The sequence below is a fragment of the Streptomyces sp. NPDC048111 genome (assembly GCF_043202815.1).
Taxonomy (GTDB): Bacteria; Actinomycetota; Actinomycetes; order Streptomycetales; family Streptomycetaceae; genus Streptomyces.
The window spans coordinates 15362-41050 of sequence record NZ_JBIDBD010000037.1 but is presented as its reverse complement, the minus strand read 5'-3'; the positions used below and the strand labels follow the sequence as shown (position 1 = coordinate 41050).

Here is a 25689-nt window from a genome sequence, read left to right as displayed (position 1 = left end):
CCCCGGCGGGGGCTGCGCCCCCTGCACCCCCGGTCGCGCCTTAAGGGCGCTCGTCCTCAAACGCCGGACGGGCTGAGGTGGCCTGGTGCTGCCCAGCACCAAGCAGTTAAGGGGCGCGGGGAACTGCGCGAGCCAGGCCGGGATCCACGCGCGGGCCAGCACCGGCCCCGCCAAGGGGCGCGGGGAACTGCGCAAGGCGGGCTGGGCCACAGGTGCGGGCCGACACCAGTCCTGCCAGGGGCGCGGGGAACGGCGCGAGAAGCGACCACGGCCCGCACACGACCGCGGAACCAAGGGGCGCGGGGAACTGCGCGACCAGCCCGCACGGCGCGAGGCCGACAGCGGGTTCAGGGGCGCGGGGAACTCCGCAAGCAAGCCGGCGGGCCCCCCGCGGAGCGGGCTAGTCGATGCCGATCGGGCCGTCCCCCTTGGAGGTCAACCCGGGCAGAGACAACTGCCCCCCACCCTTACCTTCACTCCGCCCCTCCCCCGACAAGTTCTGCCGAACAGAGTCCAGAATCGTCAACCCCTGCCCCACCAGCCCCGCCGCAATCTCCCCCAGCCCGTCCGCCCCGTTCAGGACATTGACGTTCGCCCCGGCCAGACCCCCGGCCGCCTCCTTGACGATCTGCGGGAGCTGGTCGATGAGCATGCGGTCGAGCGCGACGCGGTCGTAGGAGGCCGCGGCCTCGGCCTGGATCTTCATCCGCTCGGCCTCGGCGACGGCCAGGACCTTGATGCGCTCCGCCTCCGCCTGCGCGGGCTTGACGATCTCGGCGACGAGCTGCTGCTGGCGCAACTCGGCGGCCCGCTGGGCGAGTTCGGTCTGCGCGGCCAGCACCTCCTGCTGGGCGTGGGCCTGGGCGAGCGGGCCGGCCTGTGCGGCGTGCGCCTGGGCGCGGTCGACCTCCGCGGAGTACTCGGCCTTGACCACCGCCGTCTGCCGCGCGTACTCGGCCTGGTTGCGCGCCGCGACCTGCTCGGCCTCGACGGAGGCCTGCGTGGCCTGCGCCTGCGCGATCTGCGCGGCCCGCTGGATCGCGGCCTTGTGCGGCGCGGACATCGCGTCGATGTAGCCGGTGTCGCCGTCGTCGATCGACTGGATCTGGAGCGAGTCCACGATCAGACCGATCTTCGCCATCTCGGTCTTCGAGGTCTCCAGGACCTCCGCGGCGAGCTTCTGCCGCTCGGTGACGATCTCCTCGACGGTCATCGAGCCGATGATGGACCGCAGGTGACCGGCGAAGATCCGGCCGGTCAGGACCGACATCTGGTCCTGGTCGGACAAGAAGCGCTGCCCCGCGTTCACGATGGACTCGGTGTCGTTGCCGACCTTGAACGCGATCACCGCGCGGACGTGCAGCGCGATGCCCTGCTTGGTCACACAGGTCTCGGTGACCTCGGCCTCGCACATCGAGAGCGTCAGGAATCGGGTCTTGCGGAAAATCGGCAGGACGAACTTGCCGTGGCCGGTCACTACGCGGAACGGGGCGCCCCCGAGACCGCGCCTGCCACCCGAGATCAGCATCGCCTCGTCGGGGGCGGGCACCCGGTAACCGAACATCCTCTGTCTCCTTAACCGGCGTCGGCGGACAGGCCGCCCAACGCGTCCAACGGATCGGCCCACTCGATGACGTCCACCTGGCGGGTGCCACGGGATCCGATCACGAGTACGGTCGCCCCCTTCGGCAGGGGTTCCTGCGACCAGGCGAGGAAGGCCTCCGTGCCACCTCTGACGCTCACCACGACCTCACCGGGCCCGGCGGTTCCCCGCGTGGCGATCAGCAGCACACCGGGGCAGCCGACCACCGCATCGTCCTGATCCACGGCCTTGCGCCCCCCATCGTTCTGGTCCTGGATTCCAGACCTTAGACCTGCCACGATCGCCCGCCTATCCTCGGGCCACCCTGTGTTGGCCGACCCCTTCGGCAGACCCCTCGGCAGGCCCCTCGGCAGGCTCCGCCCAAGGCCTCGCGCTGGGCCCCAGCAAGGCCCCGCGCAAGACCCCGCGACGGGCCCCGCGACGGGCGCCGCGACAGACACCCGCCCCCACCCGACCCCCCGATGGGGCAGACTGGAAGTTTGCCCGCCCTGCCCGGGTGGCCAACCGCCGGAAGGACACGCCCCAGGTGACCGGACCACTCATCGTCCAGAGCGACAAGACCCTCCTCCTGGAGGTCGACCACGACCAGGCCGACGCCTGCCGTCGCGCCATCGCGCCCTTCGCGGAGCTGGAGCGGGCCCCCGAGCACATCCACACCTACCGCGTGACACCGCTGGGCCTGTGGAACGCGCGGGCCGCGGGGCACGACGCGGAGCAGGTGGTGGACGCGCTGGTGGAGTACTCGCGCTACCCCGTGCCGCACGCCCTGCTCGTCGACATCGCCGAGACGATGGCCCGCTACGGCCGCCTCACCCTCAGCAAGCACCCCACCCACGGCCTGGTCCTCACCTCGACCGACCGCCCGGTGCTGGAGGAGATCCTGCGCTCCAAGAAGGTCACCCCGCTGGTCGGCGCCCGGATCGACCCGGACACGGTCGCGGTCCACCCCTCCGAGCGCGGCCAGATCAAGCAGACGCTCCTGAAGCTCGGCTGGCCGGCCGAGGACCTCGCCGGGTACGTGGACGGCGAGGCCCACCCCATCGACCTCGCCGAGGACGGCTGGAGCCTGCGGCCGTACCAGAAGCAGGCCGTCGAGGGGTTCTGGCACGGTGGCAGCGGTGTGGTCGTGCTGCCCTGCGGCGCGGGCAAGACGCTGGTCGGCGCGGGCGCGATGGCCGAGGCGAAGGCCACCACCCTGATCCTGGTCACCAACACCGTCTCGGCCCGCCAGTGGAAGCACGAGCTGGTGAAGCGGACGAGTCTGACCGAGGACGAGATCGGCGAGTACAGCGGGACGCGCAAGGAGATCCGCCCGGTCACCATCGCCACGTACCAGGTGCTCACCACCCGCCGCAAGGGCGTCTACCCGCACCTGGAACTCTTCGATTCGCGCGACTGGGGCCTGATCGTCTACGACGAGGTGCACCTGCTGCCCGCGCCGGTCTTCAAGTTCACCGCCGACCTCCAGGCCCGCCGCCGGCTCGGCCTGACGGCCACGCTGGTGCGCGAGGACGGCCGCGAGTCGGACGTGTTCTCGCTGATCGGGCCCAAGCGCTTCGACGCGCCGTGGAAGGAGATCGAGGCGCAGGGCTACATCGCGCCCGCCGACTGCGTGGAGGTCCGCGTCAACCTCACCGACTCCGAGCGTCTCGCGTACGCGACCGCCGAGACCGAGGAGAAGTACCGCTTCTGTGCGACCACCGCGACCAAGCGGAAGGTCACGGAGGCGCTGGTGCGCAGGTTCGCGGGCCAGCAGATCCTCGTCATCGGCCAGTACATCGACCAACTCGACGAGCTGGGCGAGCACTTGAACGCGCCGGTCATCAAGGGCGAGACGACCAACGCCCAGCGCGAGAAGCTGTTCGGCGCGTTCCGCGAGGGCGAGATCAGCGTGCTCGTGGTGTCGAAGGTGGCGAACTTCTCGATCGACCTGCCGGAGGCGACCGTCGCCATCCAGGTGTCCGGCACGTTCGGCTCCCGCCAGGAGGAGGCCCAGCGCCTGGGCCGGGTCCTGCGCCCGAAGTCGGACGGCCACCAGGCGCACTTCTACTCGGTGGTCGCCCGCGACACCGTCGACCAGGACTTCGCCGCCCACCGCCAGCGCTTCCTGGCCGAGCAGGGCTACGCCTACCGGATCATGGACGCGGACGAACTCCTCGCGGACGGCTGAGCACGGCAGCCCCCCGCCGCCCGCGCCGACGGGCCCCCGCGCTCGCGGGCGGCCCTGTGCTCGCGGGCGGCGGCTTCGCGCCCGCAGGCGGTCCCGCGCGCGGTCCGGCGGAGCGTACGCCGGGCCGCCCCGCCCAGCACTGCGAGTCCGACGAGCGCGTACGGGGACGCCAACGGCTGCTGCCAGAGCGGTAGTTGGAGGTCGAGGTCGCCCGCGTGCGGGACCAGCCACAGGCTGCGCGCGGTGAAGACGAGGGCGACGACGGCGGCCGTACGGGTCCGCCCCTCGGCCACGAGGACGACGATCAGCGGCACGCACCACACCCAGTGGTGGGACCAGCTGATGGGCGAGACCAGCAGCGCGGTGAAGGCCGTCACGAGCAGGGCCGTGCGCTCGTCGGCCCGGCGCGCGGTCCACAGCCCGAAGGCACCCACCGCGGCGGCCGCGACCGCCCACCCCGCGCCGGGCTCGGCGGTGTGCAGCAGCCGGGCCGTCGCCCCTTGCAGGGACTGGTTGTCGACGATCCAGGCCTTGCCCACCCGGCCGGTCTCGAACAGGCGCCGCGTGTAGAACTCGACGGTGGCGTACGGCAGTACGAGCGCCCCGGCCCCCACGGTCGCCCCGAACCCGGCGAGCGCGGCGACGGCCTCCCTGCGCTGTCCGCGCACCAGCAGGTGCAGCACGAAGAACAGCGGTGTGATCTTGATGCCGGCCGCGATGCCGACCGCGACACCCTTGCCGAGTGCGCCCGCCGGGCGCGAGAGGTCCCAGAGCACGAGGCAGGCGAGCGCGAGGTTGACCTGCCCGAAGAGCAGCGTCTGGAAGACGGGTTCGAGCCAGAGCCCGCAGGCGGTGGCGAGGGCCACGAAGCCGAACCGGGGCCACGACGCCCCGGCCCCTGCTTCAGTCCGGACCTGGGTTCCGGCGAAGCGGCGGGAGAGGACGGCGAGCAGCGCGAGCAGGGCGACGTTGCCGACGCAGAAGGCCGCCTTGAGTACGGGAAGCGGCACCAGCGCGGCCGGCACGAACAGCAGGGCCGCGAACGGCGGATACGTGGCGGGCAGTTGCCAGGGGGTGACGGTGAACCCGTACAGCGCGGTGCCGTGCACGACGGCAGCGCCCTCCGCCCGGTAGACCAGGGCGTCGGCCATGGGGATGCGCAGGCCGAGGCAGAGCGCGGCGAGCGCGGTCAGCGAGAGCGCGAGGAACAGGAGCGGCGCCGGGGCCGGGAGGGAGAACCGGGCGGCGGCACGCGGTGAACGAACGGTCACACGAAGTGACCCTAGCGGCGCGGCAACTCAGCGCGCGCGAGGCGCCGATGACGCGGCGCGGGCCGCAGCGGGGCGGCCCGGGGGCTCAGGAGCTCAGGGGCTCAGGAGCTCAGGAGCTCAAGGGCTCAGCGCTGCCGCCGACGGACCCCGGCCTCCTCGGCGAACTCGCCCATGACGACCACGCTGAACGCGGCCCCGGCGAGAACTTTCGCGGCCCGGACCGCGTTTCCGATCTTGTGGGTACGGTGAGGGGCGGCGCCGGAGGCGGTGGCGCCATGGGGGCCGCCGGAACGGGCGGAGGGGGCTGGGGTGAAGGTCGCTGTACTCATGTATCCATGATGGATTCTGGACATCCCCGGCACATCGACCCCGGGGTTGAACCTCTCCACCCCCCGCGTAGTCCTCTGGTCCGACCCGGTCCCCTACGGGTATGAGCCACCGCCCCCCACCGGGGGGACCGGGGACCCCCGCGGCAACGGGCCGAAGGTCCCTGTCACATCACGCCCCGCTCACGTGTCAGAGCGGGGGCGGCACGCAACGCGACGGAGGAACGACCAGGATGGACGACGCCGAAGACCTCGCCCGGCGCTTCGAGGAGCACCGCGGCCACCTGCGCGCGGTGGCCTACCGGATGCTGGGGTCGCTCAGCGAGGCCGAGGACGCCGTCCAGGAGAGCTGGCTGCGCGCCGACCGCGCGGACAGCGAGGACGTGGCGAACCTTGGCGGCTGGCTCACCACGATCGTCGCCCGGATCTGCCTGAACATGCTGCGGGCCCGCGGCACGCGGCGCGAGGCGGCGCTCGACGTCCAGGAGTACGCGTACGCGCACGTGCCGGACCCGGTGCTCGGTCCCGTGGACACGGTGGACCCGGAGCAGGAGGTGCTGCTCGCGGACTCGGTGGGCCTGGCTCTGATGGTGGTTCTGGAAACGCTGTCCCCGGCGGAGCGCCTGGCGTTCGTGCTGCACGACATGTTCGCGCTGCCCTTCGAGGAGATCGCGCCGATCGTCGACCGGACACCGGCGGCCACGCGTCAGCTGGCGAGCCGGGCCCGGCGGCGCGTACAGGGCCGGGCCCCCTCCCCCACGGTGGACCGCGCGCGCCAGCGCGAGGTGGTGGACGCGTTCATCTCCGCGGCGCGCGGCGGCGACTTCGAGGCGCTGCTCGCCCTGCTCGACCCGGACGTGGTGCTGCGCGCCGACGCGGGCTCCCTGCCGACGACGAAGCTGGTGCGCGGCGCCCGGGTGGTGGCCGAACAGGCGTACAGCTTCCGCAAGTTCGCGGCCCTCAACCAGCTCGTCCTGGTCAACGGCATGCCGGGCATCCTGGCGGCGTCGAAGGGCCGGGCGGTCTCGGTCCTGGCGTTCACGGTGGGCGAGCACGGAAAGATCACCGAACTGAACATCCTGGCCGACCCGACCCGCACCCAGACCCTGGACATCACCTTCCTGACCCCCTGAGCCCCGGCGACCCGGGGCAGGGGGCATAGGGGCGCGAGGAACGGCGCGAGAAGCCCCCACGACCCGCACCGCACCGCGCCGCACCCAGACCCTGAACATCTCCTCCCCGCCCCCTGAGGCCCGGCCCCCCAGGGGCGCGAGGAACTGCGCGAGAAGCCCCCACGACCCGCACGGCACCCCAACGATCACCCCCCATCCCCCCCCGGAGGGTTACGGGAAGGGGCGGGGCGGGGCGAAAACCCATTGGCCCCACCCCCACCCCCACCCCTAAAATCCCCCCTTCGCCCACCCGCCGGAGGCCCCCCGTGCAGACGCACGCCCAAGACCCCGACCCCCTGCTCCCCCAAGCCCCCGACCCCCTGCTCCGCCAAGAACGCACCCACCTGACCCACTCCCGCGCAGCCCTCCGCGCGATGCGCGAGGACGTCGAGGCCCTGGACATCAAGGACGTCACCGCGAACTGGGTGAACGCCGCCGTCCTGCAACGCCAGATCGACGACCGCATCAAGGCCCTGGCAGACCTCTCCCACACCCCCCTCTTCTTCGGCCGCCTCGACTACCTCCACGCCCCCGGCGCGGAGCTGGCCGAAGGGGCCGACGGGGAGCGGTTCTACATCGGCCGCCGGCACGTCCACGACGCCGACGGCGACCCGATGGTGATCGACTGGCGCGCCCCCGTCTCGCAGCCGTTCTACCGCGCCTCGCAGAAGGACCCGATGGACATCGGGCTGCGCCGCCGCTTCGGCTACACCGGAGGTGAGCTGACGGCGTACGAGGACGAGCACCTCATGGACCCCGCGGAGACGGCGCGCACCAGCAAGCTGCTCCAGGCGGAGATCGAGCGCCCCCGCGTGGGTCCGATGCGTGACATCGTCGCCACGATCCAGCCGGAGCAGGACGAGATCGTCCGGGCGGGGCTGAGCGGCAGCGTCTGTGTGCAGGGAGGTCCCGGCACCGGGAAGACGGCGGTGGGCCTGCACCGGGTCGCGTATCTCCTCTACGCCCACCGCGACCGTCTGGCGCGCACCGGCACGCTCGTCATCGGCCCGAACCGGTCGTTCCTGCACTACATCGAGCAAGTGCTCCCGGCGCTGGGCGAGTTGGAGGTGCAGCAGGCCACGGTCGACGACCTGGTGACGAAGGACGTGGAGGTGCGCGGGACGGACCTGGCGGAGTCGGCCCTGGTCAAGGGGGACGCGCGGATGGCGGAGGTGCTGCGCCGGGCGATCTGGTCGCACGTCACGCCTCCCACCGAACCGCTGGTCGTGGTGCGCGGCTCGCGCCGCTGGCGGGTACCGGCGTACGAACTCACGGACATCGTGCAGGAGTTGAGAGACCGCGACATCCGCTACGGCGCGGCCCGCGAGGCGCTGCCGCAGCGGATCGCGCACACGGTGCTGGTACGGATGGAGCAGGCGGGCGAGGCACCCGACGACCGGGTGCAGGACGCGGTGGCCCGCAACCCCGCGGTGAAGGCGGCCGTGAAGACGATCTGGCCGCCCGTGGACCCGGCGAAACTGGTGCTGCGCCTCCTGAACGACCCCGCATTCCTGGCGGCCCACGCCGAGGGGATCCTCACCGCGGACGAGCAGAGGACGATCCTGTCGCCGAAGCCCGCGCGGAGCGTGAAGTCGGCGAAGTGGACGGCCGCGGACGCCGTCCTGATCGACGAGGCGAGCGATCTGGTGGCCCGCACCCACTCGCTTGGCCATGTCGTGCTCGACGAGGCGCAGGACCTCTCGCCCATGCAGTACCGGGCGGTCGGACGGCGCTGCACGACGGGTTCGGCGACGGTGCTCGGCGACCTGGCGCAGGGCACCACGCCCTGGGCGACGGCGAGTTGGGCCGAGGCCCTGCGCCACCTCGGCAAGGAGGAGGCGGTGGTGGAGGAGCTGACGGCGGGCTTCCGCGTGCCGCGCGAGGTCATCGCGTACGCCTCGAAGCTGCTCCCCGCGATCTCCCCGGGGCTTGCGGCGGTCGAGTCGGTGCGTGAGACGCCGGGCTCGCTTGAGGTCCGCGAGTCGGCGGACCTGGACGCGGACGTGGTGGCGGCGTGCGCGGCGGCCCTGACGTACGAGGGCTCGATCGGTCTGATCGCGGCGGACGCCCGAATTCCCGCACTCGCAGCGGCACTTGAGGCGGCGGGCCACCTTTACCTGGCCCCCGGCGAGGAGACGACGAAGGAGTCCCGCCTGACCCTGGTGCCCGCGTCGCTGGCCAAGGGGCTGGAGTACGACTACGTGGTGCTGGATGAGCCGGCGGCGGTGGTGGAGGGGGAGCCGGACGAACGCACGGGGTTGCGTCGCCTGTACGTGGCCCTGACGAGAGCGGTCTCAGGCCTGCAAATCCTCCACACCACCCCCCTCCCACCCCAACTGACCCCCTAGCCCCCGCCCCCGTCCGCGCAGTTCCCCGCGCCCCGGGCGGGATTGGGGGGCGCCCAGGGTCCGCGCAGTTCCCCGCGCCCCCAACCCCCGGTCATGTGCGGACCGTGGTCGCTTCTCGCGCAGTTCCCCGCGCCCCTGGCGGGGTCGGTGCTGGGCCGCACGTGTAGACCGGCCTGCCTTGCGCAGTTCCCCGCGCCCCTTAACCCCCGGTCGTCTGCGGACCGTGCGTGGCTGGTCGCGCAGTTCCCCGCGCCCCTAAGCAGCACCGGTGCTGGCCAGCATGGGCATCCTCAGCCCGTCCGGCGTTTGAGGACGAGCGCCGTTCAGGCGCGAAAGGGGGGCGCAGGGGGCGCAGCCCCCGCCGGGGTCCGAGGGGCGGAGCCCCTCAAGGGGGTCTGGGGCGCAGCCCCAGGGCCCGGGCCAATCCAACCCGCTGCACGGGCGGGTGGGTGGGCAAGCGTGCCGGGGTCCGAGGGGCGGAGCCCCTCAGCGGGTCTGGGGCGCAGCCCCAGGGCTCGACCTCTCGATGCCCGTCACGGGTGGGCGGGTGGGCAAACCCGCCGGGGTCCGAGGGGCGGAGCCCCTCAGCGGGTCTGGGGCGCAGCCCCAGGGGCCGGACCTGCAACCCCCTGTACGGGCGGGCGGGTGGGACAGCTCCCCGGGGTCTGGGGCGCAGCCCCAGGGAGCCGGGCCTATCCAACCCCCCGAACGGGCGGGTGGGTGGGCAAGCGCCCCCGGGGTCTGGGGCGGAGCCCCAGGGAGCCGGGCCGAGCCCGGGCCCAGGGAGCCGGCCCCCCGGGCGACCCCGGGCTCACGCGTCCAGCGCCCCCCTCCACTGCGCAACAGCAGAAGAAGAAACAGGCACCCCCCACCCCCCGGGCCGAGAAGCCCCCCCGATGTGGAAGGCATCAACCCCGGCAGCCAGCAGCACCGGCAGGTGGGACAACCGCAACCCGCCCCCCACGAGGATCCGGGGCTCATACCCCGGCTCCCCCCGCCGCCCCGCCTCGGCCAGCAGCACCGGCAACCCGTCGTCGACCCCGAGCGGGGACCCGGCCGTGAGGTACGTGTCGAGCCCGGGCATCCCGGAGAGCTCCTTGCGCAGGGCATCGCGGGAGGCGGCTCGGTCGATGGCCCGGTGGAAGGTCCAGCGGCACCCGGGGAGCGCGGAGGCCAGGGCGCGAACGGCCGCCAGGTCCGGCCCCCCGGTCTCGTCGAGGAACCCGAGCACGAACTCGTCCGCCCCCTCGGCCCGCAGCGCCTGGGCATCCCGTACGAGCGCGTCGACGTCCCCCGCCGCGAACCCGTCCGCCGACCGCAGCATCACGCGCAGCGGGATGTCGACGGCCGCGCGGATCGCCGCGAAGGTCTTCAGGGGCGGAGTGAGCCCGTCGGCCGCCATGTCGGTGACCAGCTCAAGGCGGTCCGCCCCACCGGCCTGGGCCGCGACGGCGTCCTGCGCGTCGAGCGCGATCACCTCAAGCAGTGCGCGGTTGCTCATCTGACCCCATTCCTCCGTAACCCGGGCCCCGGCTCGGGCCCAAATAGGTCTAGTCCATTGACTAGCCTACGCCGCGAAATGCCCAACCACGCGGACGACAAAACACGGCCGGGCGGAACTTTCCACCCCGTTGGGACGCGAACCTCACTCACCGCACCCCAGATACCCCCACCCCGTACTGGATCGACCCTTGCATCCCGTACACCCCGGGGGTATACATGAACCAATGAGCAATACCCCCAGGGGGTACACAAAAAGCGCACCTCACCCCACCCCCGCCCCACCACCCGCCCACTGACCCCGGAGCCGCCCGATGACCTCCACCTCCACCCCCGTCCCCGGCGCCGGCCCCAGCACCGACCCCGAACCCACCCCCACCCAGACCCCCACCCACCTCTCCATCACCGGCATGACCTGCGCCTCCTGCGCCGCCCGGATCGAGAAGAAGCTCAACCGCATGGACGGGGTGACGGCCACCGTCAACTACGCCACCGAGCAGGCCAAGGTCGTCCACCGCGAGGACGTCTCCGTCGCCGACCTCATCGCGACCGTCGAGGCCACCGGCTACACCGCCGCAGAGCCCGCCCCCGCAGCGCCGGCCGTACCGGACCGCCAGGACGGCGACGCGGGCGCCGCCGGCGGCCAGGGCACCGACGAGCTGCGCCCCCTGCGCCGCAGGCTGCTCACCGCCCTCGCCCTCGCCACCCCCGTCATCGCGATGTCGATGGCCCCGGCCCTGCAGTTCGCGTACTGGCAGTGGCTCTCGCTCGCGCTGACCGTCCCGGTCGTGACGTACGCCGCCTGGCCCTTCCACCGGGCCGCCTGGACGAACGCCCGGCACGGCGCCGCGACCATGGACACGCTGATCTCGGTGGGCACCTCGGCCGCGTTCCTGTGGTCCCTGTGGGCCCTGCTCTTCGGTACGGCCGGAATGATCGGCATGACCCACCCCTTCGAGCTGACCGTCGGCCGCTCGGACGGCGCGGGCAACATCTACCTGGAGGCCGCCTCGGGCGTCACCGCCTTCATCCTGGCCGGGCGCTACTTCGAGGCCCGCTCCAAGCGCAAGGCGGGTGCGGCCCTGCGGGCCCTGCTCGAACTGGGCGCCAAGGACGTCACCGTGCTGCGGGCCGACGGCGGCGAACACACCGTCCCCGTCGCGGAGTTGACCGTCGGCGACCGCTTCCTCGTGCGGCCCGGCGAGAAGATCGCCACGGACGGCACGGTGGTCGAGGGCACCTCCGCCGTGGACGCCTCGATGCTGACCGGCGAGTCCGTGCCCGTCGAGGTCGCCCCCGGGGACGCCGTCACGGGCGCCACCCTGAACGCGGGCGGCCGGCTCGTCGTCGAGGCCTCCCGGGTCGGCGCGGACACCCAGCTCGCCCGGATGGCCCGGCTCGTGGAGGACGCCCAGAACGGCAAGGCCGCGGCCCAGCGCCTGGCCGACCGGATCTCCGCCGTCTTCGTGCCGGTCGTCATCGGCCTGGCGCTCGCCACCCTCGCCGGCTGGCTCGTCGCGGGCGCCGGGCTCACCGCCGCGTTCACGGCCGCCGTCGCCGTACTGATCATCGCGTGCCCCTGCGCCCTCGGCCTGGCCACGCCGACCGCGCTCATGGTCGGTACGGGACGGGGCGCCCAGCTCGGCATCCTGATCAAGGGCCCGGAGGTCCTGGAGACGACCCGCGGCGTCGACACCGTCGTGCTTGACAAGACCGGCACCGTGACCACCGGCCGTATGACCCTGCTCGCCGTCCACCCGGCGCAGGGGACCGAGCGGGCCGAAGTCCTGCGTCTGGCGGGCGCGTTGGAGCACGCCTCCGAGCACCCCATCGCCCGCGCGGTCGCCGACGCGGCCGTCACCGAGACCGGCCCCCTGCCCGTCCCCGAGGAGTTCACCACCCTCGCGGGCCTCGGCGTCCAGGGCGTCGTCGAGGGACACGCGGTCCTCGTCGGCCGGGAGGCGCTGCTCGCGGAGTGGGCGATGGAGCTCACCCCGGCCCTGCGGACGGCGAAGCGGCAGGCCGAGGCGGCGGGACGCACGGCCATCGCGGTGGCCTGGGACGGCGAGGCGCGGGCGGTCCTCGAAGTGGCCGACGCCGTCAAGGAGACGAGCGCCGAGGCCGTTACCCGGCTCCGCGCCCTCGGCCTCACCCCGATCCTGCTGACCGGCGACAACCGGGCCGTCGCCGAGGCGGTGGCGGCCGAGGTGGGCATCGACACGGTGTACGCGGAGGTCATGCCGCAGGACAAGGTGGACGTGGTCAAGTCCCTTCAGCGCGAGGGGCGTTCGGTCGCCATGGTCGGCGACGGCGTCAACGACGCGGCCGCCCTGGCCCAGGCCGACCTCGGCCTGGCGATGGGCACGGGCACCGACGCCGCCATCGAGGCGGGCGACCTGACCCTGGTACGGGGCGACCTGCGGGCGGCGGCGGACGCGATCCGGCTCTCCCGCAAGACGCTCGGCACCATCAAGTCGAACCTGTTCTGGGCCTTCGCCTACAACGTGGCGGCCCTGCCGCTCGCCGCGGCGGGCCTGCTGAACCCGATGATCGCGGGCGCGGCGATGGCGTTCTCGTCGGTCTTCGTGGTCGGCAACTCCCTGCGCCTGCGCCGCTTCAAGGCGGCGTGACCCGCGCCCCCGACCCCGGCCCCCGTCCCGCCCCTCCAGCCCCCCGAGCCACCCCTCGGATCGCCGGAACGGGCGGGCGGAGGGCCGCACGGCGCCCCCGCTACCCTCACCCCATGCCCACCCCCCTCCACGCCCGCTGGCACACCACCCTCCTCGCGGCCCGCCCCGCCGGGGCACCCCCCGTGGACCCGGCCCCGTACGCCGACGCCCTCCTCGCGCGCTGGGCGGAGCCGCAGCGCCGCTACCACGACACCGCCCACCTCACCGCGGTCCTGGACCACATCGACGTACTGGAGCAGTACGCCGATCAGCCCGACCTCGTACGCCTGGCCGCGTGGTTCCACGACGCCGTGTACCTCCCGGACCGCTCCGAGAACGAGGAGCGCTCGGCCGCGCTGGCCGAACGCGCGCTGCCCGAGGCGGGGTTGACCCGGCAGGACACCGCCGAGGTCGCCCGCCTGGTGCGCCTGACCGTCACCCACGCACCCGAGGAGGACGACGCGAACGGCGCCGTCCTGTGCGACGCGGACCTCGCGATCCTGGCCGCCGCCCCCGAGGCGTACGCCGCGTACGCCGCCGCCGTACGCGAGGAGTACGCGTTCGTGCCGGACGAGGCGTTCCGGGCCGGCCGCTCCGACGTGCTGGCCCAACTGCTGTCGCTGCCACGGCTGTTCCGCACTCCCTACGGCGCCCGCGAGTGGGAGGGCACGGCCCGGGAGAATCTTGAGGCGGAATTGATCCTGCTGACCGCATAATCGCCCCGAGCCCACCGCTCGCCCCGAACTCAGAGCCCCGGATTCCCGGCCGGGTCGCCGGCCCCCGGATTCCCGGCCCCCAGGTCCCCGGGGACCCCGCCCCGACGGAAAGCAGGTGCCCCTCGTGCTCCCCCTGACAGTCCAGGCCGGCCGCGTCTCCCTCCACGAGCTGACCCGCACCGCCGCGGCGGACCTCCAGGACGGCGGCCCGGGCGACTGGGAGTGGGCCGAGGGCGGCCCGCACGAGGGCAGCCGTTTCGCCGCGGCGAAGATGCTCGCGGGCATCGAGACGGGCCGGCACCGCACGGGCTGGGGCGCCTATGTGATGGTCCGCGCCGAGGACGGCCGGGCGATCGGCGGGATCGGCTTCCACGGTCCGCCCGAGGACGGCCGGGTGGAGATCGGCTACGACCTGGCCGAGTCCGTACGCGGCCAGGGGTACGCGACGGAGTCCCTGACGGCGCTCACCGCCTGGGCACTGGCCCAGCCGGACGTCGAGATGGTGTACGCCACCACGGACGAGGACAACACCGCCTCCCAGCGCGTCCTGGAGCGGGCGGGCTTCCTGCGCATCGGCGACACCCCGCGCCTGATCGGCGGCCGGGACGCCCAGTACCTCTTCGAACGGGCGCGGGACACCCCGACCCGCGCCCGCCGCGCCTGACGGCGACCCCCCGGGTACGGGCCGCCGGGCCATCGCGGCCCGACCGCGCGGGAGGCCTTGCGGGAATAGGGATCCGGCCATCCGCGTTGTCACGCGACATGCCCGCCGAGCCCATACCCACCGAGCCCGTGCCCGCCTCCCCACCCCCCGCACCCCACGCCGAGCAGGCCGCGCAGGCCTCCCCCGCCGCTCCGTCCCCGTCGGGATCCGCACCCCGAATGCCGCTCGCCGTCTACATCCTCGGCCTCTCCGTCTTCGCGCTCGGCACGAGCGAGTTCATGCTCACGGGGCTGCTTCCGGCCATCGCCGACGACATGAGCGTGTCGATCCCGCAGGCCGGACTGCTGATCTCCGCCTTCGCCATCGGCATGGTCGTGGGCGCCCCGCTGCTCGCGGTGGCCACCCTCCGGCTGCCCCGCCGCACCACCCTGGTCGCGCTGATCACGGTGTTCGGCCTGGGCCAGGTCGCGGGCGCGCTGGCCCCGAACTACGCGCTCCTCTTCGCCTCCCGGGTCGTCTCGGCGCTGGCCTGTGCCGGGTTCTGGGCGGTCGGCGCGGCGGTCGCCATCGCGATGGTGCCGGTCAACGCGCGGGCCCGTGCGATGGCCGTCATGATCGGCGGCCTGTCGATCGCCAACGTCCTCGGCGTGCCGCTCGGCGCCCTGCTCGGCGACGGCCTGGGCTGGCGCTCCGCGTTCTGGGCGGTCGGCGCCGCCTCCGCCATCGCCCTCGTCGGCATCCTGACCCGTATCCCGCGCATCCCGCTGCCCGAACAGAAGCCCCGGCTCAGCCGTGAGCTGCGGATCTACCGCGACCCGCAGGTGCTGCTCTCGGTGGCGATCACCGCACTCGCCGCCGGTGGCGTGTTCTGTGCGTTCAGCTACCTCAAGCCGCTGCTCACCGATGTCGCGCACGTGGACGCGGGCTGGGTCCCTGCCGTGCTCGGACTGTTCGGTGTCGGTGCGCTCATCGGGACCACGATCGGCGGCCGGGTCGCCGACGCCCACCTGTTCGGCGTGCTGCTCAGCGGCATCACCGCCTCCACGGTGTTCCTGGTCGCGCTGGCCCTGTTCGCCTCGACACCCGCCGTCGCGGTCACCCTGTCGTTCCTCATCGGCCTCTCGGCGTTCTACACGGCCCCGGCGCTCAACGCCCGGATGTTCAACGTTGGCGGCGCCGCTCCGACGCTGGCCGGTGCGACCACGACGTCCTCGTTCAACCTGGGCAACACCGCGGGCCCCTGGCTCGGCGGTCTCGTGATCAGCGCGAACCTGGGCTTCGCCGCCACCGCCTGGGCGGGCGCCGCGATGACCGTCCTGGCGCTCGTCCTGGTCACGGCGTCGCTGCGGCTGCACAAGTCCCGGTCCCGCGTGGTCGCCCGCTCGGCCGACCGGGCGCAGGCCCCCTCGGCCGTCCGCGTGTGAGCGGGCCGGCGCCCGCACACGCGAAAGCGCCCCGCACCCGGTGGACCGGGTGCGGGGCGCTTCGGTGTTCCCCCGGCGGGCCGGGGTCACGAGTCCCTTAGGCGGGGGTGACGTTCTCCGCCTGCGGGCCCTTGGGGCCCTGGGTGACGTCGAAGGTGACCTGCTGGTTCTCCAGCAGCTCACGGAAGCCGGTCGAGTTGATCGCGGAGTAGTGGACGAAAACGTCCGGGCCGCCGCCGTCCTGCGCGATGAAGCCGAAGCCCTTTTCCGCGTTGAACCACTTCACGGTGCCGGTTGCCATGTGTTTCCCCTGTCGAGGATCGCGGGGTGCTGCCTTGTCAGTACCCCTGGGTGAGGTGATCGCCCTGGTCCTCGGACATTGCTGCACAGCAAACGCCCACGGCGTAAACCGCGGGCGTTGAGACTTCGGAACCACGACTACTGGCAAGGAAGTTAGCCGATCCGCGATCGTCTGGCTACGGGCCGCAGCCGAACCGGGGACAAGTTCCGGCCAGAGGGGTCTTTCCACCGGCCCCTCACCACCCCTGCGCCACCCTCGCGCCGGCCCGCCACGGACCCTTCGCGAGCCCTCCCGGGGACCCCGCCGAGCCCTTCTCAGGGCCTGCCCCCGGGACCCCGCCGAGCCCCTCCCCGGCCCTGCCCCCGGGGCCACCGCACGGGCGGCTTCTCAGGCCGGCCGCCCCTTCGGCCGCCGCAGCCCCGCCTCCGTGAGACGGCGCACCAGCTCCTTCGAACCGATCCGCACCGCACCGGCCCGCACCGCGTCCTCGTACCGGTGCGACGGCACGTCGTAGTGATCGCGTTCGAAGGCGCGCTCCGGGCAGCCGATGGACGCGGCGAACGCGTGCAGCTCCTCGAACGAGACGTCGCTCACCAGGTGCGACCACATCCGCCCGTGTCCGGGCCAGGTCGGCGGGTCGATGTAGAGGGTCATCCGCCGAGCCCGCCGACCCGGGCCACCACCACACCGGCCTTGCCGCACACCCAGTGCGGGTCGGGCCCCAGCTCGGGCTCCACGTCGAGCGCGTGCGGATCGCCCACGTCGCACACCGGGCACAGCGGCCAGCGCCCGTACCGCTCCAGGAGGGCGTCCTGGACGTCCTGGGCGACGAGCCCCGCGACGAACTCCGTGCCCTCGGGCCACTGCTCCACCCACCAGCGCCGGTGGGTCACCGCGTCCTCGACCATCGAGACGACGTCCGCGTGCGCCACGTCGCGCGCCGCCAGGTCCGCGAGGACCAGCGCGCGGGCGGCGTGCAGGGCTTGTTCCAGGGGTCGTACGTCGTCCATCCCCCCATTGTCACCCCGCCCGCGCCACCGCAGGCGGCGGGAGCCCGCGCGAGGAGACCGGAGGGGGAGCCCGCGCAAGGAGGCCGGAGGGGGGTTGACCGGGGAACGTGCCGAAAATATCTTTCAGAGGTGACCAACGACGTGAAGGAAAGTTTCAACCACGGCGCACCGCCCGCCCCGGCGGCCCTCGCGGCCAAGGTGCGCACGCTCGCGCCGTCCATGACGCGCTCCATGCAGCGGGTCGCCGAAGCCGTCGCCGGGGACCCGGCCGGCTGCGCGGCCCTCACGGTCACCGGCCTCGCCGAGCTCACCGGCACCAGCGAGGCCACCGTGGTGCGCACCGCCCGCCTCCTCGGCTATCCCGGCTACCGCGACCTGCGCCTCGCGCTCGCGGGTCTGGCCGCCCAGCAGCAGTCCGGCCGGGCCCCGGCCGTCACCGCGGACATAGCCGTCGACGATCCGATCGCGGACGTGGTGGCCAAGCTCGCCTACGACGAGCAGCAGACCCTCGCCGACACCGCCGCCGCCCTCGACACCGTCCAACTCGGCGCCGCGGTAGGGGCGTTGGCGGGGGCGCGCCGCATCGACATCTACGGCGCCGGCGCCTCGTCCCTGGTCGGTCAGGACCTCGCGCAGAAGCTCCTGCGCATCGGCCTCATCGCGCACGCCCACACCGATCCGCACCTGGCCGTCACCAACGCCGTACAGCTGCGCTCCGGTGACGCGGCGGTCGCCATCACCCACTCCGGCTCGACCGGCGACGTCATAGAACCGCTGCGCGTCGCCTTCGACCACGGTGCCACCACGATCGCCATCACCGGGCGCCCGGACGGCCCGGTCTCGCAGTACGCCGACCACGTCCTGACCACGTCCACGGCCCGCGAGAGCGAGCTGCGCCCGGCCGCCATGTCCTCCCGCACGAGCCAACTCCTCGTCGTGGACTGCCTGTTCATCGGCATCGCCCAGCGCACCTACGAGACGGCGGCCCCGGCCCTGTCCGCCTCGTACGAGGCGCTCGCCCACCGCCACAACCCCCGCACCCGCTAGAGCCGTACGCAGAGAAAGAGCCGCCGTCACATGACCACCCAGGACTACGCCGAGCTCCGCGCCCAGCTGGCGACCCTCACCACCGAGGCGTTCCGGCCCGAGCTCGCGGAGATCGACCGGCTGCCGACCGCCGACATCGCGCGGATCATGAACGGCGAGGACGCCACGGTCCCGGCGGCCGTGGCCGAGCGGCTGCCCGTCATCGCGGCGGCGATCGACGCGACGGCCGCGCGCATGGCGCGGGGCGGCCGGCTCGTCTACGCGGGCGCCGGCACGGCGGGGCGGCTCGGCGTCCTGGACGCGAGCGAGTGCCCGCCGACCTTCAACACCGACCCGTCCGAGGTCGTGGGCCTGATCGCGGGCGGCCCGTCCGCGATGGTCAAGGCGGTCGAGGGCGCCGAGGACTCCAAGGAGCTGGCGGCCGAGGACCTGACCGCGCTGGGCCTGACCGGGCGCGACACGGTCGTCGGCATCTCAGCCTCGGGCCGCACCCCGTACGCGATCGGCGCCGTCGAGCACGCCCGACGCCTGGGCGCGCTCACGATCGGCCTGTCCTGCAACGAGGGCTCGGCGCTGGCGGCGGCCGCCGAGCACGGCATCGAGGTGGTGGTGGGCCCCGAGCTGCTGACCGGCTCCACGCGGCTGAAGTCCGGGACGGCGCAGAAGCTGGTCCTCAACATGATCTCGACGATCACCATGATCCGGCTCGGCAAGACCTACGGGAACCTGATGGTGGACGTCCGGGCCTCCAACGAGAAGCTCCGCGCCCGTTCGCGCCGCATCGTGGCGCTGGCCACCGGCGCGGACGATCCGGAGATCGAGGCCGCGCTCGCCGCCACGGACGGCGAGGTGAAGAACGCCATCCTGGTCATCCTCGGCGGCGTCGGGGGCGCGACGGCGGCCCGCCTGCTCGCCGACTCGGGCGGCCACCTGCGCGCCGCCCTGCACGCGGCCCTCTGACCCCTCCGCCCCCGGACACCCACAAGGCTCCCCCGGCCCCGCACAGCGGCTCCCCCCGGCCCCGCACAGCAAGGCACCAGCACCATGGCACCAGAGAACAAGAACCGCGCCACCGCCGCCGCGATCCTCCCCCTCGTCGGCGGCGCCCGGAACATCGACTCCGTCGCCCACTGCATGACCCGGCTCCGCCTGGGCCTCAAGGACCGGGCGCTGGTCCAGGACGACGCCCTCAAGGCCCTGCCCGCGGTGCTCGGGGTGGTGGAGGACGACACCTACCAGATCGTGCTCGGCCCCGGCACGGTCGCGAAGGTGGCCCCGGAGTTCGAGGCGCTGCTGGCCGCGGAGCCTGCCGAGGATCCCGGCCCCGGTGCAGCGGCCCCCGGCACCCACGCGGCGGGCGCCGACACCCATACAACAGCGGCCGAGTTGGCCGCGCGCGGCTCGGACCTGAGGGCGGCCCGTAAGGCGAGGAACGCCACCCCCGTCAAGCTGGCCCTGCGCAGGATCGCCAACATCTTCGTGCCGCTGATCCCGGCCCTGATCGGCTGCGGCATCATCGCCGGGCTCAACGGCCTGCTGGTGAACCTGGGTTGGCTGACCGGCCTGACCCCCTCCCTCGCCGCCATCGCCTCGGGGTTCATGGCACTGATCGCGGTGTTCGTGGGGTTCAACACGGCGAAGGAGTTCGGCGGCACTCCGGTCCTGGGCGGCGCGGTGGCGTCGATCATCGTCTTCGCGGGCGTCGCGAAGGTCACCGTCTTCGGCCAGACGCTGGCGCCGGGCCAGGGCGGGGTGCTGGGCGCCCTCGGCGCGGCCCTGCTCGCGGTGTACGTCGAGAAGTGGTGCAGGCGCTGGGTCCCGGAATCCCTGGACGTCCTCGTCACCCCCACCCTGACGGTCCTGGTCTCCGGCCTCGTCACGCTGTACGGCCTGATGTTCGTGGCGGGCGAGGTCGCCACCGGCATCGGACACGGCGCCAACTGGCTCCTGGACCACACGGGCGTGTTCGCGGGCCTGGTCCTGGGCGGGCTGTTCCTTCCGCTGGTCATGCTGGGCCTGCACCAGGCCCTGATCCCGATCCACACCACCCTCATCGAGCAGCAGGGCTACACGGTCCTGCTGCCGATCCTGGCGATGGCGGGCGCGGGGCAGGTGGGCTGCGCGGTGGCGGTGTACCTGCGGGCGCGGCACAACGAATCGCTGCGCACCACGATCAAGTCGGCGCTCCCGGCCGGTTTCCTCGGTGTGGGCGAACCGCTGATCTACGGCGTCTCGCTGCCGCTGGGCCGCCCGTTCGTCACGGCCTGCGCGGGCGGAGCGGCGGGCGGCGCGTTCGTGGGGCTGTTCTCGATGCTGGGCGACAAGGTGGGCTCCACGGCGATCGGCCCTTCGGGCTGGGCCCTGTTCCCCCTCCTCCAGGGCAACCACGGCCTGGCGACGACGGTCGCGATCTACGCGGGCGGCCTGGCGACGGGCTACGCGGTGGGCTTCCTGGCCACGTACTACTTCGGCTTCACCCGCGACTCCCTGGCCGCCCTGAACCCGGCGCCCGCCACGCCGACCGCGCCCCCGGACCACCCGGAACACACCCCGGCCCCGGCCCGGGCCTGAGCGGCGGGCGCCCTCACGCCTCCGGAGGGCGCCCTTACGCCGCCGGAGGGTGCCCCTTCGCCGACCACTCCTCGAACTCCGCCACCACGTTCCGCAGCCGCCACGGCGCCTCCTTCAGGAACATGTCGCGGATCTCGGGGACCGGCACCGCCGCCGGCCAGTAGTCGTCGTCCTCGTACAGGTCCTCGTGGTCCGGGTCCTCCATCGGGTCGCCCGGGACGCCGACGAACGGGCCGTCCCACGCCGTGAAGTCCGTCGTCGGGTTCACCTTCCACACCGCGCCCGCCCGTACGCACACCTCGCCGAGGTACCACGCCGGCGCCGCCACCCGGGGTGTGTCCTGGGCCGCGCGTACGTCCTCCCACTCCCGCTCCGCGAAGTCCGCCCGCACCGCGCGCTCCAGCGCGTCGAGGGAGGACGGTGTGAAGTCCCACGGGCCCGGGTGCGCGGCGGCCCACTCCCCGAACGCCGCCTCCTGCTCCGCCAGCCAGGCGCCGAGCCGGGGATGGTCCGTCCACTGCTGCTCGCTCATGGGGCCCGAGCGTACGGGAGAGGTGTAAGAGGCTTGTGGAGATGGGGCGTTGGGAGTTTGGGGGACGCGGAAACTGTGTGTCCCCTGTGGGTCGATGGGGCTAGCGTGTGGTGCCGCGCGACACCATCGAGCACGGGGGCCCCTGGTGTCGCGACACGCTCCACGCCCACCTGTCATGGGCTCCCGGGGAAAGACACGTTCGCGTGAACCATCCGATAGTCCCGCCGTCCGCGGCGGGGACGAGCCGATCGCTCGTGCCGACCGCCTCCACGAGGCCGTCATCCGCACCCACCCGCCGCCGGCACCTCTGGGCGCGCGCCGCCGTGGCCCTGGCCACCGTCGGCCTCCTCTCCGTCAGCGGCCTGCCGCAGCTCCAGGGCACCGCCGACGCCGCGACCAAGGCGATGCCCTGCGAGCAGATGTTCAAGCTGAAGGGCAAGCCGACCGACCCGGGCAAATTGCCCTGGGCCAAGGGCGACGCGACCCGGCCCGAGGCCGACTGGGACTCCTACGGGTTTCCCAACCAGCGCCAGGCCATGGACGGCCTGACCCTGCCCGACGACCCGGCCGAGCGCGACAAGATCCTCGGCAAGCTCACCCTGCCGTACAAGAAGTACGCGGAGGGCACGCCCGAGCGGGTCTACGCCACGTACAAGGACTACCTGTCGCGCAACGGCAACACCGACACCAAGTACGGCGGCTTCGGCAACTGGCTGAACGAGGCCTACATCGAGGTGTACGGGCGCAATCCGCGCGGCGAGGCCTTCCACGGCAAGGTCGTCAAGGACCTCGGGCTGCTCGGCCCGGACTGGATCTGCGAGGAGACCCTCGACGTCACGGATCCGGACACCAACAAGCCGTACAAGCGGCGCTTCGACGCGGTCAACCACAAGACCAAGGAAGTCCTGGAGATCAAGTCCGGGGGCAACCACGACAGTTCGCAGGCGCCGAAGGACCGCGCGTTCCTGAAGGACCCGAAGTACAAGGACTACAAGCTGCGTTACGCCTTCGGGCAGCCGCAGTCCGAGGACACCGCCCGCTACACCGCCGGCCTCAAGAAGCTCGGCGGGCAGGGCCGCGTCACCACCTACGAGCACGTCTCCACGCCGGAGGCGCAGTTCAAGCCCGGCAAGTACACGGCGCAGGACACCGCGCGCAGCATCGGCCGCGGCTCCGACGTCGTCCGCCAGTCGCCGGCCACCCCGGCCGACATGGCCCGGCAGATGCAGCGCGTCCGGGCCGGCGACCCGACGGGCCTGCGCGTGCGCGGCCCCGGCGGCGTCGACTTCTCCACCCTGGAGCTGCGCTACGTCGGCAAGCCGGTCAAGGGCCAGGGTCTCAACTACTCCTTCTCCGCCAACAAGGTGGACGAGTCGGCGGGCCTCGGCTACGGAGGCCGGCAGAAGGCCGAGCTGATCTCCGACTCGTTCTTCACCTGGCTCGCGCTGACCCCGGAGAAGTTCTGGGTGAACCTCAACCCGGACGAGCCCGACCGCGTCATGGACAAGACGTTCGGCACGACCGACGCGGGCCGCGTGCTGCTCCAGGCCGACCTGGAGATGAAGCACGACTACGCCAAGGACATGGATCCGCGCACCGGCGTCGGCAAGCAGCTCTTCGACAAGCTGGCCGCCGAGAACATCCCCTGCACCCATGGCGTGCGCAACTGGATCGTGCCCAAGCCGGCCGAGGTCCGCGAGCAGGACGGCGGCCTCTACATCCTGGACGCCCCGCTCAAGGTCAACTCCGTTCCGCAGGAGGTCAACACCCCCAGCCCGAACGGCAAGTGCAACCTGACCGAGGCCCAGCACAAGCGGGTCACGCAGCTCATGGACGCCCTGATCGTGCCGGACATCGAGAAGAAGGTGAACGGCGACGCCAAGTACGCCGATCTGCGCGCGGTCTACAACGCGCGGGTCGCGGCCGAGTGGATCCGCCAGCAGGACACCAAGTCGCCGACGGACTACCACGCGATCATCAACAGCAACAAGGCGACCGACTGGCCCCTGCGCGGCAAGAACGCCTCCTGGACGCCCAAGCAGACGTACGACGACTACGTGAAGTCCTTCACCCAGGGCGACTACAGCTACCCCTGCGAGAAGGCCGGCCGCCCCGGCACCTGCGTCATGGGCGGTGTCGACTTCTCCAAGTCGCCCAAGCAGAATGTCACTCAGGCCAAGTTCACCGCCGAGCACCAGCACCTGCCGCGCACCACCGACATCTCCGTCAGGGCGATGACGGACGACGCGGAGAACAAGGCGCTGCTCGCGCTCGGCGGCAACACCGCCGCCCACACGGGCACCGGCGGCACCCCGACCCCGACCCCCACCCCGAGCCACACCGCCGGGCCCTCCACCCCGCCGTCGTCCACCCCGGCCCCGGCCCCCTCCGGGCAGGGCGCCCACAAGCCCGCCCCCGCCGACCCGCACGCGAGCGGCGGCCTCGCCAACACCGGCACCCGGATCGCCACGCTCGCGGGCGTGGCCCTGGCCCTGGTGGGCCTGGGCGCCGGCCTGGTCTGGCTCCGGCGCCGCCGGGGCGGGCTGAACTAGGCCCCGTCCCGACCGGCCCCAGGCCCCGTCCCTACCGGCCTAGGACCGGCCCTCAGGACCGCTCACGCCTCGACCGAAGGGGCGCCGCCCTCCAGCGGCGCCCCTTTGCCGTACGTCCCGGCCAGTACGGCCACGAGCCGCAGCGCCATGTCCATGTTGCAACGCCCCAGGTCCACCAGCGGGAACAGGACGTGTCCCCCGCACGTCAGCGGGTCGATCCTGAGCGACGGGAGCACCACCCCGGCCCGGGCCAGCTCCCTGCGCAGCTGCTCCACGGCCTCCTCCGCCGCCCGCACCCGCTCCATCGCGGTCAGTGCCATCTGCCTTGCCCTCCTGCACACCGAGTGTTTCGCTTTCCTCACCCAGCGTGGCCGAATCCGGCTAGCCTGACTACCGACGGCAACCCAACAACCCCGCATGTACAGGGAGTTGCCCATGCCAGGCCCCAAGGACCTCGACCCCTCCTCCTCGCCCCGCGCCTTCCTCGGCGCCGAACTCCGCTTCGCCCGCGAAAAGTCCGGCCTCACCCAGGACGAACTCGGCCAGCCCCTCTTCGTCTCCGGCTCCTTCATCGGCCAGCTGGAGTCCGGCACGCGCCGCATGCACCTCGAATACGCCCGCCAGATCGACCAGATCCTGGGCACGGACGGGTTCTTCAGCCGCAACTGCGTCGCGGCGGCCAAGTCGAAGTACCCGGACCACTTCGCCGAGGCGGCAGAGGCGGAGGCTGTGGCCACGACCATCCGTCAGTACGCGCCCTCACTCATCCCGGGGCTCCTCCAAACCGAGGCATACGCGCGCGCCGTCTTCCGTGCCCACCGCCCCACCGCGACGGAAGAAACCATCGACGAACTCGTATCCGCCCGATTGGAACGCACCCGGCTCCTCGACGATCCAACAACCCCCTTGATGTGGGCAGTACTCGACGAGTCGGTGCTGCGGCGCAACGTGGGTGGCAACCCGGTCATGGCCGAAGCCTTGGCCCATGTCGCCGGCCTCGGGTTCCGTCATCGCATCATCGTGCAGGTGCTGCGGTTCAGCGTCGGAGCGCACGCCGCCATGAGCGGTGCCCTCAAGCTGATGGCCTTCAACGACGCCCCGCCCCTGGCATTCATCGACGGCCTGGGCACCGGGCGGCTGGAAGACGATCCGGCAATCGTCGCGCGCCACGAACTGACCTACGATCTGGTAGGGGCCAGCGCACTGTCACCCTCGGAATCCCTGGCCCTGATCGAGTCAGTGGCAGAGGATTACGCCCATGAGGATCAGCCCTGAGTACGACCTGAGCAAGGCCAGTTGGCACAAGTCCAGCTACAGCGGCGGAGAAGGCGGCGACTGCCTGGAGATCGCCCGCTGGCAGAAGTCGACCTACAGCGGCGGGGAGGGCGGCAACTGCCTCGAAGTGGGCCACTGGCGCAAGTCCACGCACAGCGGCAGCAGCGGCGGCGACTGCCTCGAAGTCCGTGACGACATCCCGCACATCGTCCCCGTCCGGGACTCGAAGACGGCCCCGCACGGCCCGATGCTCGTGTTCCGAGCCCCGGCATGGGGTGCCTTCATCGAGAACGTGAAGGCGTCCAACACAGGCTCCTGAACAGGCGGTTGACGCACCCCGAGCCGGTCACCCTTCCCAGGGCGGCCGGCTCGATCGCGTACGGCTCGAAGCTCAAGCGTCCCGCGCCGAGCGGTGCTGGAAATCGAATGGGAGGCGGGTCTCAACCCGCCCACCCTCCCTGCGAGTTGGCAGCTCGGTGGCTGCCGAACACTTTCCGCGTTCGACTTGCAACGGAGGGTGACAACGGTCTAGCGTCCC

23 protein-coding genes are annotated in these 25689 nt (G+C 72.7%); 13 read left to right on the top strand and 10 right to left on the bottom strand.

The annotated features are described in order from the left end of the window. Positions 1-400: 400 nt before the first annotated feature. Together ACGF3I_RS32155 and ACGF3I_RS32150 are read right to left on the bottom strand one after the other, a co-directional pair. Entirely contained in the window at positions 401-1564 is a 1164-nt protein-coding gene (locus tag ACGF3I_RS32155) for a flotillin family protein (RefSeq protein WP_393138277.1), read from the bottom strand. Positions 1565-1575: 11 nt separating this feature from the next. Next, positions 1576-1827 carry a hypothetical protein gene (locus ACGF3I_RS32150; protein WP_393138275.1) on the bottom strand — a complete coding sequence of 84 codons (252 nt, stop codon included), beginning with the start codon at positions 1825-1827 and terminating at the stop codon, positions 1576-1578. Positions 1828-2129: 302 nt separating this feature from the next. Here ACGF3I_RS32150 and ACGF3I_RS32145 point away from each other — a divergent pair, with 302 nt between their 5' ends. After that, on the top strand, positions 2130-3773 hold the full coding sequence (locus ACGF3I_RS32145; RefSeq protein ID WP_393138273.1) for a DNA repair helicase XPB: 1644 nt from the start codon (positions 2130-2132) through the stop codon (positions 3771-3773). Here the strand turns inward: ACGF3I_RS32145 and ACGF3I_RS32140 are convergent. Together ACGF3I_RS32140 and ACGF3I_RS32135 are read right to left on the bottom strand one after the other, a co-directional pair. Continuing rightward, entirely contained in the window at positions 3731-4924 is a 1194-nt protein-coding gene (locus ACGF3I_RS32140; protein WP_393138311.1) for a glycosyltransferase 87 family protein, read from the bottom strand. The genes ACGF3I_RS32145 and ACGF3I_RS32140 overlap by 43 nt on opposite strands. A 245-nt stretch (positions 4925-5169) precedes the next feature. Beyond that, positions 5170-5373 carry a hypothetical protein gene (locus tag ACGF3I_RS32135; protein WP_393138271.1) on the bottom strand — a complete coding sequence of 68 codons (204 nt, stop codon included), beginning with the start codon at positions 5371-5373 and terminating at the stop codon, positions 5170-5172. 230 nt (positions 5374-5603) lie between these two features. Between ACGF3I_RS32135 and ACGF3I_RS32130 the strand changes: the two genes are divergently transcribed. After that, positions 5604-6503, top strand: coding sequence for a sigma-70 family RNA polymerase sigma factor (locus ACGF3I_RS32130; RefSeq protein WP_393138269.1), 900 nt, complete (start codon positions 5604-5606; stop codon positions 6501-6503). A 413-nt stretch (positions 6504-6916) separates the two neighbouring features. Beyond that, complete coding sequence (locus ACGF3I_RS32125) at positions 6917-8890, top strand: HelD family protein (RefSeq protein WP_393138309.1); 1974 nt, start codon at positions 6917-6919, stop codon at positions 8888-8890. An 811-nt stretch (positions 8891-9701) separates the two neighbouring features. On the opposite strand, the gene ACGF3I_RS32120 is transcribed toward ACGF3I_RS32125, so the two are convergent. After that, on the bottom strand, positions 9702-10391 hold the full coding sequence (locus tag ACGF3I_RS32120; RefSeq protein WP_393138268.1) for a copper homeostasis protein CutC: 690 nt from the start codon (positions 10389-10391) through the stop codon (positions 9702-9704). A gap of 409 nt (positions 10392-10800) precedes the next feature. On the opposite strand from ACGF3I_RS32120, the gene ACGF3I_RS32115 reads away from it, so the two are divergent. The 4 genes from ACGF3I_RS32115 to ACGF3I_RS32100 all read left to right on the top strand — a co-directional run bounded on the left by ACGF3I_RS32115 (position 10801) and on the right by ACGF3I_RS32100 (position 15863). Further along, positions 10801-13020, top strand: coding sequence for a heavy metal translocating P-type ATPase (locus tag ACGF3I_RS32115; RefSeq protein ID WP_393138307.1), 2220 nt, complete (start codon positions 10801-10803; stop codon positions 13018-13020). A gap of 113 nt (positions 13021-13133) precedes the next feature. After that, positions 13134-13775, top strand: coding sequence for a hypothetical protein (locus tag ACGF3I_RS32110; RefSeq protein ID WP_393138267.1), 642 nt, complete (start codon positions 13134-13136; stop codon positions 13773-13775). A gap of 124 nt (positions 13776-13899) precedes the next feature. Continuing rightward, positions 13900-14439 (top strand): GNAT family N-acetyltransferase, encoded by a 540-nt coding sequence (locus ACGF3I_RS32105; protein WP_393138265.1) that lies wholly within the window; start codon positions 13900-13902, stop codon positions 14437-14439. Positions 14440-14657: 218 nt separating this feature from the next. Further along, the gene (locus ACGF3I_RS32100; protein WP_393138305.1) at positions 14658-15863 is read left to right on the top strand and encodes a Cmx/CmrA family chloramphenicol efflux MFS transporter; all 1206 of its coding nucleotides are present in this window, start codon (positions 14658-14660) and stop codon (positions 15861-15863) included. A gap of 97 nt (positions 15864-15960) precedes the next feature. On the opposite strand, the gene ACGF3I_RS32095 is transcribed toward ACGF3I_RS32100, so the two are convergent. From ACGF3I_RS32095 to ACGF3I_RS32085, 3 genes are all read right to left on the bottom strand, one after another. Then, on the bottom strand, positions 15961-16164 hold the full coding sequence (locus ACGF3I_RS32095; protein WP_393138263.1) for a cold-shock protein: 204 nt from the start codon (positions 16162-16164) through the stop codon (positions 15961-15963). Between the two features lie 387 nt (positions 16165-16551). After that, on the bottom strand, positions 16552-16818 hold the full coding sequence (locus ACGF3I_RS32090) for a DUF4031 domain-containing protein (RefSeq protein WP_393138261.1): 267 nt from the start codon (positions 16816-16818) through the stop codon (positions 16552-16554). Further along, a complete protein-coding gene (locus ACGF3I_RS32085) occupies positions 16815-17174 on the bottom strand; it encodes a hypothetical protein (protein WP_393138259.1) in 360 nt (119 codons plus the stop codon). The genes ACGF3I_RS32090 and ACGF3I_RS32085 overlap by 4 nt, the downstream gene beginning before the upstream one ends. A gap of 129 nt (positions 17175-17303) precedes the next feature. Here ACGF3I_RS32085 and ACGF3I_RS32080 point away from each other — a divergent pair, with 129 nt between their 5' ends. The 3 genes from ACGF3I_RS32080 to ACGF3I_RS32070 all read left to right on the top strand — a co-directional run bounded on the left by ACGF3I_RS32080 (position 17304) and on the right by ACGF3I_RS32070 (position 20792). Then, a complete protein-coding gene (locus ACGF3I_RS32080) occupies positions 17304-18221 on the top strand; it encodes a MurR/RpiR family transcriptional regulator (RefSeq protein ID WP_393138257.1) in 918 nt (305 codons plus the stop codon). A gap of 30 nt (positions 18222-18251) precedes the next feature. Further along, positions 18252-19181, top strand: coding sequence for an N-acetylmuramic acid 6-phosphate etherase (gene murQ / locus ACGF3I_RS32075; RefSeq protein ID WP_393138255.1), 930 nt, complete (start codon positions 18252-18254; stop codon positions 19179-19181). Between the two features lie 84 nt (positions 19182-19265). After that, entirely contained in the window at positions 19266-20792 is a 1527-nt protein-coding gene (locus tag ACGF3I_RS32070; protein ID WP_393138253.1) for a PTS transporter subunit EIIC, read from the top strand. Positions 20793-20826: 34 nt separating this feature from the next. On the opposite strand, the gene ACGF3I_RS32065 is transcribed toward ACGF3I_RS32070, so the two are convergent. Beyond that, positions 20827-21324, bottom strand: a complete 498-nt coding sequence (locus tag ACGF3I_RS32065; protein WP_393138251.1) for a hypothetical protein — start codon at positions 21322-21324, stop codon at positions 20827-20829. Positions 21325-21527: 203 nt separating this feature from the next. Here ACGF3I_RS32065 and ACGF3I_RS32060 point away from each other — a divergent pair, with 203 nt between their 5' ends. Then, the gene (locus ACGF3I_RS32060; RefSeq protein ID WP_393138249.1) at positions 21528-23876 is read left to right on the top strand and encodes a hypothetical protein; all 2349 of its coding nucleotides are present in this window, start codon (positions 21528-21530) and stop codon (positions 23874-23876) included. A gap of 62 nt (positions 23877-23938) precedes the next feature. On the opposite strand, the gene ACGF3I_RS32055 is transcribed toward ACGF3I_RS32060, so the two are convergent. Then, positions 23939-24196, bottom strand: a complete 258-nt coding sequence (locus ACGF3I_RS32055; protein ID WP_393138247.1) for a hypothetical protein — start codon at positions 24194-24196, stop codon at positions 23939-23941. A 115-nt stretch (positions 24197-24311) separates the two neighbouring features. Between ACGF3I_RS32055 and ACGF3I_RS32050 the strand changes: the two genes are divergently transcribed. Both ACGF3I_RS32050 and ACGF3I_RS32045 read left to right on the top strand, forming a co-directional pair. Further along, complete coding sequence (locus ACGF3I_RS32050; protein ID WP_393138245.1) at positions 24312-25151, top strand: Scr1 family TA system antitoxin-like transcriptional regulator; 840 nt, start codon at positions 24312-24314, stop codon at positions 25149-25151. Next, entirely contained in the window at positions 25135-25470 is a 336-nt protein-coding gene (locus ACGF3I_RS32045; RefSeq protein ID WP_393138243.1) for a DUF397 domain-containing protein, read from the top strand. The genes ACGF3I_RS32050 and ACGF3I_RS32045 overlap by 17 nt, the downstream gene beginning before the upstream one ends. Positions 25471-25689: the final 219 nt, after the last annotated feature.

Excerpts from the sequence above, each read along its gene's own strand:
- ACGF3I_RS32090 (WP_393138261.1), bottom strand. The coding sequence starts at position 16,818 with ATGACCCTCTACATCGACCCGCCGACCTGGCCCGGACACGGGCGGATG.
- ACGF3I_RS32135 (WP_393138271.1), bottom strand. The coding sequence starts at position 5,373 with ATGAGTACAGCGACCTTCACCCCAGCCCCCTCCGCCCGTTCCGGCGGC.
- ACGF3I_RS32065 (WP_393138251.1), bottom strand. The coding sequence starts at position 21,324 with ATGAGCGAGCAGCAGTGGACGGACCATCCCCGGCTCGGCGCCTGGCTG.
- ACGF3I_RS32155 (WP_393138277.1), bottom strand. The coding sequence starts at position 1,564 with ATGTTCGGTTACCGGGTGCCCGCCCCCGACGAGGCGATGCTGATCTCG.
- ACGF3I_RS32100 (WP_393138305.1), top strand. The coding sequence starts at position 14,658 with ATGCCGCTCGCCGTCTACATCCTCGGCCTCTCCGTCTTCGCGCTCGGC.
- ACGF3I_RS32125 (WP_393138309.1), top strand. The coding sequence starts at position 6,917 with ATGCGCGAGGACGTCGAGGCCCTGGACATCAAGGACGTCACCGCGAAC.
- ACGF3I_RS32085 (WP_393138259.1), bottom strand. The coding sequence starts at position 17,174 with ATGGACGACGTACGACCCCTGGAACAAGCCCTGCACGCCGCCCGCGCG.
- ACGF3I_RS32095 (WP_393138263.1), bottom strand. The coding sequence starts at position 16,164 with ATGGCAACCGGCACCGTGAAGTGGTTCAACGCGGAAAAGGGCTTCGGC.
- ACGF3I_RS32115 (WP_393138307.1), top strand. The coding sequence starts at position 10,801 with ATGACCTGCGCCTCCTGCGCCGCCCGGATCGAGAAGAAGCTCAACCGC.
- ACGF3I_RS32110 (WP_393138267.1), top strand. The coding sequence starts at position 13,134 with ATGCCCACCCCCCTCCACGCCCGCTGGCACACCACCCTCCTCGCGGCC.
- ACGF3I_RS32120 (WP_393138268.1), bottom strand. The coding sequence starts at position 10,391 with ATGAGCAACCGCGCACTGCTTGAGGTGATCGCGCTCGACGCGCAGGAC.
- ACGF3I_RS32070 (WP_393138253.1), top strand. The coding sequence starts at position 19,266 with ATGGCACCAGAGAACAAGAACCGCGCCACCGCCGCCGCGATCCTCCCC.
- murQ (WP_393138255.1), top strand. The coding sequence starts at position 18,252 with ATGACCACCCAGGACTACGCCGAGCTCCGCGCCCAGCTGGCGACCCTC.
- ACGF3I_RS32130 (WP_393138269.1), top strand. The coding sequence starts at position 5,604 with ATGGACGACGCCGAAGACCTCGCCCGGCGCTTCGAGGAGCACCGCGGC.
- ACGF3I_RS32045 (WP_393138243.1), top strand. The coding sequence starts at position 25,135 with ATGAGGATCAGCCCTGAGTACGACCTGAGCAAGGCCAGTTGGCACAAG.
- ACGF3I_RS32055 (WP_393138247.1), bottom strand. The coding sequence starts at position 24,196 with ATGGCACTGACCGCGATGGAGCGGGTGCGGGCGGCGGAGGAGGCCGTG.
- ACGF3I_RS32050 (WP_393138245.1), top strand. The coding sequence starts at position 24,312 with ATGCCAGGCCCCAAGGACCTCGACCCCTCCTCCTCGCCCCGCGCCTTC.
- ACGF3I_RS32140 (WP_393138311.1), bottom strand. The coding sequence starts at position 4,924 with ATGGCCGACGCCCTGGTCTACCGGGCGGAGGGCGCTGCCGTCGTGCAC.